General features: G+C 41.8%; 9 protein-coding genes. 2 read left to right on the top strand and 7 right to left on the bottom strand.

What is annotated here, in order from left to right:
• Positions 1 to 30: 30 nt before the first annotated feature.
• The 3 genes from AC3E9V_RS16100 to AC3E9V_RS16090 form a co-directional block, all read right to left on the bottom strand.
• On the bottom strand, positions 31 to 804 hold the full coding sequence (locus tag AC3E9V_RS16100) for a heavy-metal-associated domain-containing protein (RefSeq protein WP_488749161.1): 774 nt from the start codon (positions 802 to 804) through the stop codon (positions 31 to 33).
• 368 nt (positions 805 to 1,172) lie between these two features.
• Complete coding sequence (locus AC3E9V_RS16095) at positions 1,173 to 1,733, bottom strand: helix-turn-helix domain-containing protein (RefSeq protein ID WP_488749160.1); 561 nt, start codon at positions 1,731 to 1,733, stop codon at positions 1,173 to 1,175.
• A 78-nt stretch (positions 1,734 to 1,811) separates the two neighbouring features.
• Positions 1,812 to 4,154 carry a TonB-dependent receptor gene (locus AC3E9V_RS16090; RefSeq protein WP_488749159.1) on the bottom strand — a complete coding sequence of 781 codons (2,343 nt, stop codon included), beginning with the start codon at positions 4,152 to 4,154 and terminating at the stop codon, positions 1,812 to 1,814.
• 253 nt (positions 4,155 to 4,407) lie between these two features.
• On the opposite strand from AC3E9V_RS16090, the gene AC3E9V_RS16085 reads away from it, so the two are divergent.
• Together AC3E9V_RS16085 and AC3E9V_RS16080 are read left to right on the top strand one after the other, a co-directional pair.
• A complete protein-coding gene (locus AC3E9V_RS16085; protein ID WP_488749158.1) occupies positions 4,408 to 4,809 on the top strand; it encodes a type II toxin-antitoxin system RelE/ParE family toxin in 402 nt (133 codons plus the stop codon).
• Positions 4,793 to 5,119 carry a helix-turn-helix domain-containing protein gene (locus tag AC3E9V_RS16080; protein ID WP_488749157.1) on the top strand — a complete coding sequence of 109 codons (327 nt, stop codon included), beginning with the start codon at positions 4,793 to 4,795 and terminating at the stop codon, positions 5,117 to 5,119. The genes AC3E9V_RS16085 and AC3E9V_RS16080 overlap by 17 nt, the downstream gene beginning before the upstream one ends.
• Positions 5,120 to 5,256: 137 nt before the next feature.
• Here AC3E9V_RS16080 and AC3E9V_RS16075 read toward each other — a convergent pair whose 3' ends face one another.
• From AC3E9V_RS16075 to AC3E9V_RS16060, 4 genes are all read right to left on the bottom strand, one after another.
• The gene (locus AC3E9V_RS16075) at positions 5,257 to 8,451 is read right to left on the bottom strand and encodes a CHAT domain-containing protein (RefSeq protein ID WP_488749156.1); all 3,195 of its coding nucleotides are present in this window, start codon (positions 8,449 to 8,451) and stop codon (positions 5,257 to 5,259) included.
• 243 nt (positions 8,452 to 8,694) lie between these two features.
• Positions 8,695 to 10,521: a hypothetical protein gene (locus tag AC3E9V_RS16070; RefSeq protein WP_488749155.1), complete on the bottom strand. Its 1,827-nt coding sequence runs from the start codon at positions 10,519 to 10,521 to the stop codon at positions 8,695 to 8,697.
• Complete coding sequence (locus AC3E9V_RS16065) at positions 10,509 to 11,510, bottom strand: FecR family protein (RefSeq protein WP_488749154.1); 1,002 nt, start codon at positions 11,508 to 11,510, stop codon at positions 10,509 to 10,511. The genes AC3E9V_RS16070 and AC3E9V_RS16065 overlap by 13 nt, the downstream gene beginning before the upstream one ends.
• A gap of 23 nt (positions 11,511 to 11,533) precedes the next feature.
• Positions 11,534 to 12,100, bottom strand: a complete 567-nt coding sequence (locus AC3E9V_RS16060) for an RNA polymerase sigma-70 factor (protein ID WP_488749153.1) — start codon at positions 12,098 to 12,100, stop codon at positions 11,534 to 11,536.
• Positions 12,101 to 12,136: the final 36 nt, after the last annotated feature.

The raw sequence follows: 12,136 nt of genomic DNA, 5'->3' as shown, positions 1-12,136 counted from the left end.
TTATAAAATTCAGTTTTTTAAATCAGTTTTTTAAATCTTAAACAGCATCCAGGCAGCCATAGCAACCATGGTCAGGTCTTCAATGATCGTTACCGTGCTCATGGGGAGGTTAAATACATCGCCAAGACAGGCGCATTTGATCTTGCGCTTGTTCAGGTTGCTTTCGATTACACCAATACTGCTAACACCCAGGAGGATAACTGTAGTGAGGTTGGTGTAGAAAGGAGCGAAATTGATCAGGTAGGCAATACCCAGCCCCAGCTCCGCAAAAGGATAGATGTATCCCCAGCCTTTCCATTTGGCAGCCACGATATCGTACATGCGGTATGAGCTTGCAAAACCATCAAGGTTAAGCAACTTAAAAAATGAAAAAGCGAGGAAGAACCCAGCCATGAAATGCCGCATCCATAGGAATCCTGAGAAGTCCGAAAATGGATATTGTACCAGTAAAGAAACCCCTGCGATAAAACCTACTATAAGCAGTAAGGGCTTGTACGTTTTGATAGAAATGCCCGGAAGGTCCTCGTTTGATTTACTTTTTCCAATGGATGGAAGAGGAGCCAGCCCCTTTGCTTTCTTTTCGTTTGAGATGGTATATTTTCCTTTTGTTTTGAGACGCTCATTGACCTCTTGCAGATTTAGTTCTTTTTCTGTTTCGATGGTAGCTTGAGGATAATTAAGCTGGACATTAGCAGTTCGTACTCCCTCTGTAGACTCCAGTACTTTTTTAACCGAGGCTACACAGCCGTCACAGGTCATACCTGTTATTGAATATTCCTTTTTTGTTAGTTCTTTGGTTTCCATGTTGCAAAGATGAAATGGTTAGCAGAACTACCTGTTATATTTTGTTGCGGAAAGGTTATAAGATTTTGAAGAGCTCAATATTATTCAAATTTCAGATGTATTATCCTCATACTCTTCGACTTGTGGTTATTAAATCTCGAAGGAATGAGACTTTTGTAGAAAATGTTATCAATTAATTTAATCAACCCCGAAGGGGTGGCATAGAATAGGAGTAATAAGACATAAAAAAAGCCTAACCGTAATGGCCAGACCGCTTGCAACGCGACTCATACTTTGGGTTTGGTACTTGCCGCTTTCACTTGACAAGGGCTATTGCCCTTGCTTTCTGGTTGTGTAAACGACTGGAAGCAGAAATAGTTCGGATAATTTTAAACCAGTCCTCTTCTTCCGTGATCTTTCTGCTTTTTGAAAGTAGTTGGCGTCATTCCGGTCTCTTTCTTAAACTGGGCAGAAAGGTGCGCTACACTGCTGTAGTTCAGCTGATAGGCTATCTGTGAAAGCGTTAGCTCATCATAAAAAAGCAGTTCCTTTACCTTTTCTATTTTTTGGGAAGTAATGAATTTTTCAATGGTTATTCCCTCTACGGAAGAGAAAAGCCTGCTCAGGTAAGTATATTCATGATGTAGTCTTTCAGCAAGGAAAGTGGAAAAATTCACGTTTAGCTGCTTTTTGGAATAATGTATTTGCTCCACAATTGCAGCCTTGATCTGGGCGATGAGTCCGGATTTCCCTGGTTCCAGCAGCTCAAATCCCAGATTTTTCAACTCCCGATCAATGACAGGTTTTGTTTTTGGATCCAAAGAAGATGGTAGCTTTACTTCTCCTAATTTGATCGTGTCAGGTGGGAAACCATGATCTTTAAAGGTCTTTTCCACCGCTGCAATGCACCGCGGACATACCATGTTTTTGATATAGAGGGTTTCGCTCATAAGGTAAAATTAGGGAGGATCGGTTTAATACCCCACTATTTGTCCCGTTGGGAAGACAAATAGTGGGTTGTTCTATCACTAAAACTTAAACGTATAGACAATATTTGGTAGAAACGGCAACTGTGGTGACTTCTCGATTTCACCGGTGGCGTGGATGTAGTATTCATTCACATTCCCTTGATTGTTTGTTACGTTGGTAATATCGATCTTAAACTCCCGCGTCGTATTCTTTTTGTTTCTTCTCGTTCCAATAGCGAGATTCAGGAAGAAGATATCGTCTCCTTTTGCTCCATATGGATTGGATTCATCTCTAACCTCACCCCCAAGCTCTCTGGAGGCTTCTAAATCAATGGGTGTATATCGAGCTCCGCCGATGAGACCGATTTTTGTATTGACAAACATGACTCTTTGCTTTTCAGGTTTACCGATTTGAAATTCTTTCCCCGCCAGTAGGTTAGCCACATAATTTCCATCAAAAGCGGTGTTTCTCTCTACTCCATCCAATGCAGTATAAAGTGATTTATAGAGAGATAGAGTAGTCATGTAATAAAAACCATTGTGAAAATATCTTTCCATGGTAAGTTCCAGTCCGTAATTGGTTCCGGTCCCCTTATTGACAAAAGTGTCATTTAGGTAGCTTTCCGTAGAATTAAGTAACGAAAAGTAGCTTCCCGGATCATTCTCTACGGGCACGTCATACAGGCGCTGATAATAAGTTTCTATTTTCAGTCGTGTATTTGGATTGATCAGATAATCATAACCCAAAACAAAGTGGGCAGCTTTTGTGGGTTCCAGTTCTTTATTAGGTTGAATGGTCGATCCTTCTTCCTGTTGCTGCCTGGCCAGATAAATAGCGATACTTTCCAGTCTGCTGTGGATACCAAAACCTGCTGTGAATGCATGTCTTGGATTTGCCTCCCACCGGAGACCTAGTCTTGGCTCTATGGAATAGCTATCGTTGAGGCCGAAATGCAGGTAGTGCAAACCACTCGTCATGGTCCAGTTTTCATTGAATCTATATTTCCAACTGGTAAAGGTCTGAACGGTGTAAGTTCCTCCTTCATCATTTAGCGTATTTTCCATCTGATCTTGCTCGAAGTTGTACCAATTGGCCCGGGCATTGTAATTGAGCTTTGATAGGATAAATCCGGTTTCCAGCTTGTGCTTTGCACTGAGTTTTAAGTTGTAAGTGCTCGCCAGACGGTAAGTTCCTTTTGTAATTCTGCTATTCCCAACGTTGTAGAAATCGCCATTATCATCAGGAAGGTTGTCATCTGATTCGGAAACCGTACCCGCTGCAGATATGGAGGTTTTCAGAAAGGAGTTTTTGTTGATAAAATACAAGTGATTTATGCCAGCCACTCCCAGATCAGCATCAAACATACCACGGTAAAGGGGAGTGCCTTCAGCATCTTCATCGTCTACATGAATGCTGCTAATACCACCTAATCCAAAGACGGAAAGGTAGTTCTTATCTCCAAGGGGCAATTCTACATTGAATGAAGCATCCTGGTATTTAGGCACACCGCCAAAATCCAGAATCCCTAATTGATCAATCAGTTGCAGAGAGGAGTACCGGTAGTTGGCGAGGTAGGAGCCCTGATAGCTTTCACTAAAAGGTCCTTCCGCTGCAAAGTCAATACCAAAGACACTCACTCCCGCAGCATACTCTCTACGTTCGTTGTTTCCTTTTTTGAACCGCATATCAAATACTCCTGAGAGCGCATTTCCATATTCCGGGGCGAATGCACCAGAAAAGAAGTCAGAGTTGTCCAGCATGTTACTGTTCAGTGCATTGATAGGACCACCGGTAGCGCCCTCATTGGCAAAGTGGTTTGGATTTGGGATCTCGATTCCTTCCAGTCTCCAGAGGATTCCTTTGGGGGAGTTTCCCCGCACGACGATATCATTGTTTCCCTCTGCATTGCCGGTAACACCTGCAAAAGAGGCTACCATTCGAGCAGGATCACTTAAGGCACCGGCATAACGTTGAGTTTCTTCGACTGAGAAGGTTCTGGCACTCACAGTGGCCATTTCATTGAGTACTTCAGCTTTATTCTTTTGGGCAGTTACTACCACCTCTTCCAGGTTTTCCACTGATTCCAGCATCGGTATGTCCAGTACTACCTCCTTAGCTGCTGTCACCAGTATATTTGGGAGTACCTTTTCTTCATAACCCACAGAAGTAATCAGCAGGGAAATCCTTCCCACTGCAACATCTTCAATACGAAATGTACCATCGATATCCGTTACAGCCCCTTTGACCGGGTTGGAACCTACAATTCTTACCGTCGCTCCGATCAGCGGTGATTTGGAGTCCTGATCTATCAGGGTTCCTCTTATGGTTTGTGTTGTTTCCTGCGCAGCACTTATGCTAAAAGTAAAAAGTAGAAGTGCTTTAAAAATGAATTTAGGATTCATAAGTCAGTTATTTTGTGTTTTTAACATCCGTATGGAAACTGACTTGAGATTTACCCCTATGTAGACCTGAAAAAATTAGGGAGCCCGGTTAATTAGAGTCTAAAAATGGATTGGAAACAGAATCGAGAATGTCGAATTAAGCTGAATACCTAAAGAATAAACATCTAATAGCCCATGTGACTGATAATACAGAAGAAACCAATTAACCTTAAAAAACGTTGATATTGTGTAAGTTAACTTGTACACTTGTGGTATGGAAGAGAGACCTGATTACATAGCCTATAAAGGCGAAGTGTACCAGATTGAATTCTATTATAACGATAAAGGAAAAAGTCAGGCAAGGGAATACATTTTGGACAAATTTTCTGGTGCCGATGCTAAGAAATTTCAGCATCTTCTGATGATGATTGGGGATATAGGTAAAATTCGGAATAAGGAGAAGTTTAGAAACGAGGGCGATAAAATTTATGCTTTTAAGCCTCAACCTCACAGATTTCTGTGCTTTTTCTTTAATGACGGTAAGATCATCATTACGAATGGTTTTATGAAGAAACAACAAAAGCTTCCCAAGGCCGAAAAAGAAAGAGCTTTGAAGTGGAAGCAGGATTATGAAAGACGAGTGAAGAAAGGATCATATTATGAAAAAGAAGGTTGAAAATCGTTTCGGATCAGTTTTCGATAAATGGAAAAATGATCCTGAATTCAAAAAAGATTATGATAGGGAATTCAAGGAATTTGCCTTATCCGAATTGATACTGTCCCTGATGGAGGATGATAAAAAAAGTGTAAGAAAGCTTGCTGAACTGGCAAGAATTTCTGCTACGGCCATACAGGACTTACGCTCGGGCAAAGCCAAAGATGTGAAACTCAGCAATCTAATTAGCATTGTTGAAGCTTGTGGTTACAGTATTGAACTAGTCAAAGGTGAAAAACGCATCCCCTTTCATTCAAATGTAGTTGGTTAATCGGCTAGTGTCATCAATAAGCATTGGAAATATCTCAATACTCTCTCTAAATAATTTAATAGAGTTCTTCTATAGGATTGAGAGACGTATTTTGATTAGAAATTGAGAATTAGACAACAGGGAAACAGCCTCCCGTATCATTCAATAAAAACAAACCCACCCCAATAGTAGGGATGAGTATACTTCCTTTTCAACTCAGCTTGTGCCTGATAAAATGCTGTTTCAACCGACATGTTTTTACTTATCCAGTTCGAATAAAATGATACGAAAAGTTCTTGCGTGGCATCATCATTTACTTTCCACAGGCTCATGATCATTTTATCTACCCCTGCTATTTTGAAGGCCCGTTGGAGTCCGTAAACTCCTTCACCAACATCAATATGGCCCAGGGCGGTTTCACAAGCCGATAAGACAACCAATTGGGTTTCATTAAGGTCCATGCCTTCTACTTCATAAGCTGTGAGAATCCCATCCTCTTTAGAGACTTGAGTTTTATCTGTTACATAATTTTTGATCCCTGCGAACAATAATCCCGAATGAAACATGGCATCAACCTTTTCATCGGCTGAACCCTGTAGCCAAAAACCGTGAGTGGCAATGTGCATGATACTGCCGGCCGACCGTTTAAAATTCTCTTCGGAAGAATGGTTTCCAATAAAATAAGCTGTAGGGATTTTCTTGTCATCCATGATTTTGCGAATAGCCACTATTTCTTTCTCCGTTCCGGGGAGATCATCTATAGTCCCTCTGGCAAGCTGCTCACGGGTGATCGCACGGTCTGGCGAATCCTCAATGGGATCAAAAGGGTTCTCTTTGTCCGTTTCTATAAAATAAGCCGGTCGGCCCATTAAGGTAACGGACTGTATCTGGCCGGAAGCCGGCTTTGTAGTGCTAAGCTCTTTTGTAGAAATTACGTGGAGTATTTTAAGGTCATCAATCAGATACCTTTTTGTTTCCGGGTTGAATAGCGTGTTCAGGTTGATCTGGTTATAGACACCATCAGGCGACAGGAAAATTTTGGAAATCTTTCCCAGCTTTTCTTGTATTGGCTTCCAAAAGCGGCCATAACTTATCGTATCTTCCAGCTTATACTGAATACTATTTTGGTAATTTTTCAGGTAGCGACCTTCCAATAGATTGCCTTCTGGCAAGAATACTACTTCCGGCTTTTTTGAGCCATGAGTAATTATGTAAGCAGCATATATATTTTCGTCAGTCCACTGACCGGATTTATAGCGGGGGACCCTCCGGATCTCAATGGCGGCTTCATTTTTTTTTAAAGTTTGACCGACCTCAAGCCAGGAAGTAAATGTTTTTTCCATTGGCGCAAATAAGGCTGTTCGGGAGGAGAGCTGTGCTTTCAACGTGTCAATAGCGATTGATAGCTGTTCCACATCTTCCTGTGTTCCATACCCATCCAGCTTTACCTTCACCAGACGGTCCCTCACTTCCAGGTATTGTCTATAGAGATTCCGGAGTTCTGGGTCCTCAGAATTTTCAATGGTAGTCCGCATATGGCGGTACTCATATTGTATGTTGGCTTTGGAGTCGAGAATTTGCAAAAAAGCAAGCATGATGTTCTCACCATTATTCTCAATTCTTACCAGGCTGTCTTTAAATAGAATATTTTGAAAAAGGTCGTAAGCAGGGAAGAGCTCATTTTTCAGGCGATAGATCTCATAAAGATCACTTCCACGCTCCATTATATTTCTTTCGCGCTCTATTTCAGTGTAGAACTCGTTGATATAAGACAATACATACTTTCTGGCCAGGGCATATTCTTCCACTAAAAATGACGCTTTGGCCAACTTAAACAGCAGCGTGCGGTAATGCAGGCCATTGGGTTTATAAGGATGGATAACACTTATGGTCTCAGCGGGTCCGATATCAAGAACAATTTGTTCTTCATCTATGATTTCCATATCATCTTCAAGGAATTCTTCGTTTTCCTTTCCCTCATAATATTCCATCTGCACTTCCGACCAATATTCATCATACGCTTTCGTGTAGAATTTAAAGGCTCCCGCATAGTCGTCCACCCTCATCATTAGATCGCCATAACGCGTCATACGTGCTGTGAAATCCTCAGAGATCTCTGTTCCTAATTGAAAAGATCTCAGTACATCACGCAGCCCCTTCATATCATTATGCTTCGATAGGGTAATCAGGATATTATGCTGGATAAAATCCTGGCCGTATAGGAGTTTTACTGACCGGAACAGGGAATCACATTGCTGAAATGAATGCAAGGCTTTTTGGTATTCACCGATGTTGTAATAAGCACATCCGATGGCGTTGAGAGAATTGGTAATGCCTGAGAATTGATCGGGGCCTTCGGTATAGGGCTTTTTAAAAAATTCAATGGATTTCTGTAGGGTTTCAACCGCTTGATGCTCATTGGCCAGGGAAAGTTCCTGCAGACCTTTATGTATTAAGAATTGCCCGTAGAATTCAGACTGTTGCCATTCGGTATTAGATGCATCCTCCAGTTCATTAAACAGCGTAACAGCCAAAACTTCATTATAAGGGTTGTATTCATTAGCATACAAAAACAGGAGCGCCAAACGATAGCGTTCAGCCGACCGCCCAGGTGTGCTTAGCATATCTAAAGTCGGCCCGGGCGTATGCCGTTTAAAAATGACCGGGTAGGGGATGTTGATACCGCGTTCCTGCAACACATTCAGTTCAGCCTGTTTTCTTATTTGTGCGGCCATTTCCAGGTTGCCGACAGTGGTGTAGTAGGATGCCAATCGCCCGAGGGCCTCTTCATAGACCGGATGTGACTTGCCTATTGTTTCAGAAATAGCCAGTGCTTTTGAAAACACTTTTAATGCTTGCTTAAAATCGCTGATCTGCATTAATAGTCCACCATAACGCATATGTGCATGAACGGATACCAGGGACGAATCCTGACCGACTGACTGAAGCAATTCGATAGCTTCTTGTATGCGTTTCAGGGTAACTGCTGCTTCCTGATCATACGTATTTCTACAGTGACTTAGAATAAACAGCGCTTTACGAAAGGGTTTATCAGCATAGCCTGAGGTAACGGTTTGATAGTATTCCTCAGATTCTTCCTGGGTTATTGACTCATCATACAAAATTCCCAGCAGGTGTGTCTCTTCGGTAGTTAGGTTTCCTTGTTTGAATTCCTCCTTTAATTTTGCTAATAACTGTTCATGTAGGTCCCAGGCGATATAGTAATCGATAACAGCCGTTTCTAAATAATTGTCTGCTACTTCCTGCCAATCCTGTGACTGACCAAATGAAATAATGGCATTTAAAAGCAAGAGTAAGATTATGGAAATGCGCATCAGACTACCTCTGGCCATAAATTTTTCAATTGTAAAGCTTTAACGTGAGTTCGTCAATATAATCAACCTTAGCAGCAACTGAACTTGCGAATAAGAATTAAACTTAATGCTTTATCGTTTTCAATCAAGCTTTAGTTAAGCTCCTTTTATCCCTCTCTTGGGGAGGGTATGGATGTGAGAAAACCTGCTTAACTAAATGGTATTAATTTTCAATCTAATAATAAATTTAAGTAAAACATCAGTTAGTAAATAAGGATTCATTTATAACCTCAAAGCCACCCTGTACCCAATCCACCATTTTTGATTGGCTGCAGGTTCTGAAAAGGGCTTTGTGCCAACTCTTTCAAAGAGGATAGATGCTCTATCGGAGCTTTGATCAAAGTGAGCAAAGTGGAGAACCGGTCCTCCGTGAATAGCAATGCGCTCACTCAACTTGTAGCCTAATGAAACATTAAATCGGTGATTATAAACAGGGTTTTCGAAAAGGTCATCAATATGGTGTAGGTTATGTGTGGTGAGCTCTAAATCAGTGAAAAAATGGTCTCCTAATCCTATTTGACTTCCAAACCCCATTCCATAACTCCACATGTCTCGATCAGAAGTGATCCCGGTATTGAGAATAGTGTAAAAGTGTTTTGGCCCTGATTTGAAGGAAGCGCTAACGTCAGTGACATCATTGTGATCAATTTCGAAAGCAAGGAGGCCTCCTTTTGTTATATTGATCAGTCCAAGCATAAATCCTTTTTGAGCCTCCGGTGCAATATTGATCACCCCAACTTGTAAGCCATTAAGTCGTTTGGCTATATTGATAGCTCCACTTATTTGTACACCATTTACAATGCCAGCTGCCTGATTATAAGCTCCTGAAAGCTGCAGGCCATTCATATCTGTTGCTATGTTGCTTGCTCCGGCTAGTTGAAAACCTTTAAAATCTCCACCCCAGTTGGCGGCTCCCCCGATTTGACTCCCCTTTGATTTGGATCCGCTGACATTGATCGCTCCGGCTAGCTGTAATCCATTGAGTGTTTTTGAGGTATTTACCGCTCCCGCTATCTGAGCTCCTTTCATTGTGAGCGTATGATTATAAGCTCCCGCTATCTGTGCCCCATCCATTTTTTCATTAGCTATATTTGCTGCCCCGGCCGTCTGAATGCCCCGGGTATTTTTGAGGTTGAGATTTACCGCTCCTGCTAATTGCACACCAGACAGAGAATCACCTACAATGTTGACAGCCCCTGCTAATTGAACTCCATTAACCTCTTCACGAACTATATTAAATGCTCCTCCGAGTTCTAACCCGTTAATTCCTCGTACATAGCCTCCTGCCAGGTTCAATGAAAAATTATTCCTGACCTGACCACTGATAAATCCGTTTGTACTAATCCCCGGAACCAGCGATATCTGCGCAAACCTGGATTCCTCCATGTATACATTCTCTGTGTGCTGCCTGGATTTCCTGTTGACAAAGAGCCTTACCATACCTACTTTGTTTGCTAACCACTCCTTGATTTCGCCTTTTTCCTCTTTTGGGGATGGTTTGAGAGATAAGTTGAAAAACCCCTTCTGAGAAGGATCCACGGTAATAACCGTGTCCTCATAATTTCGCTTGCTGATGACGAATGTGGCCTGGTTTCCATAAGTTTTTGAAGTAAGGTCAAATGAACCATCATTAGAGGATAGTGTGGCAGTGAGCTTGTTTACTTCATAGATACTCACATCCTTGATGTCCTGACCAGTTTTCTGGTCAGTAACTTTACCTGTCACCTGCACCACCTGTTTTTTATTCCCCAATTCTGCTTTCTGAATGATGATGTAGCGACCTCTTACTTTATATTGATAACCCGCTCCGAGTATTTCATCCAGGATGTCTTCTAAAGGTTGATTTTGGTAAGTTCCCGAAATGTTTTTTTCAGGTAAGACATCTGGGTTAAATGCCAGTTGAGAGCTGGAGTGATCGGATAGTTTTATAAGAGCCTGATGGGTGGGTTCATCTGTGAAGGAGATGGAATGATGACTTTGAAGCACACTTTGACCAGTTGCCTGGGTAACCCACAATAACACTAACGCAAATACCCCTAATTTGAACATCCCTCTCCACTTAAAGCGTATCCATCTTTGGTTTTAGTTATTTCCAGGTCCAGTGTGATTCGGATTATTTCCATAATATTCTCCAGTGAGTCATTTTCAAAGGTCACACTCAGGCTGCAATTGGAAAGGCTTTCATTGAGAAGGGTGATATTGGTGTCAAAAACCTGCTCAAGAGCTTTGACCACTTTTGGTAGTTTATCTCCGGTAAACCTAAGCGTTTGGGTTCGCCAGTATTGATCCGCTCTGATGGCATCTCTATTTGTTTCTTTCTCAATGACGTTTGTACTAATCGCGTACTTCGCGGATTCTCCGGCAGATAATCGTACCCCATCTTCTGCTGAGGAGAACTGAACCAAACCAGTCTCCACGAAAACAGAAACAAAATCTTCAGTGGACTTGATGTTAAATGAGGTGCCTAAAACCTTGATCTCAGTTTGACCGGCTCTGACGATGAAAGGTTTCTCCTGATCAGGAACCACCTGAAAGAAGGCTTCGCCTTCCAGGGTTACCTTTCGTTCGTGGTCTTCAAATTCCCTGTGATAAGTAATCTTGCTCGCTTTGTTTAGTAAAACCACACTGCTGTCAGGTAAGGTTCGGGAGACTGTATTGTTCTCTGCCACTACAGTTTCAGTGACTGGTTGATTCAGGTAGTATTGGATCAGGAAGCCTAAGCTCAGAGCCAATAAGACCCCCGCAGCTACTTTCCATACAGGAAAGAAGGATCTTTTCTTAGCTTCAGAAAGCTTTTTCTGCACTTTTACTTTCTCCCAGGCAGCATTGGCGTCATATACTTTTTTACGAGCGATTTCTTTTGCACTTATCCGACCAGTGTCTGCCCATACCACATGAGCCTGAATGAGAAACTCCCTGTTCTCATTGGATTGATTGGCCCAGCTTTCGATTGCCAACCGTTCTTTTTCAGTGGCTTCTCCCGAAAAGTATTTTGCCAACTCTTTCTCCGTAACTCTATGTGAAAAGTCTTCCTTCATCTCCTGCTTATTCGACAACCAACTTAAAATTTACCCCCATGCATCATAAACCAGACGATCAGAATCAGGTAGTCTTTTAGCTCTTCTCTCAGTATTTTCAATGCTTTACCCATTTGGTTTTCAACTGTTTTGATTGATAAGCTCAGTTCATCAGCTATCTCCTGATATTTTTTTCCTTCATACCTACTCATTTCAAAGATCTCCCGGCATTTCTCAGGTATAAGTTGCATAGCTTCATCTATGCGTTCCTTCAGCTCATCCAATTCCAGAAAATTGGTTTGGTCAGAGCTGGGGGAAGTCCTTAGCTGATGATCTGCATGAGCTTGCTTTACTTTCTCGTGTTTCAGGAAGTTCAGACAGGCATTCCTCACCGCCCCGAATAAGTAAGACTTCAGAGAAGTTCGAATGGATATTTTCTCAGCATTGCTCCACAGGTTGCTAAACATCTCCTGTACGAGCTCTTCAGCGATCTCATCATCCCTTACGTATTGATAAGCAAAAGAAGCCAACTGACTATAGTGACTCTTGAAAATGGATTCAAAAGCTTTTTCGTCTCTTAGATCTACAAATTGTTGACTTGTGTGCTGCAAAATCAGTTTAGATTTTGAAAAAACCAGCTGTAAAAG

The sequence above is a fragment of the Marinoscillum sp. HNIBRBA16962 genome (assembly GCF_057801515.1).
This window is presented reverse-complemented; position numbering and strand designations above follow the sequence as displayed.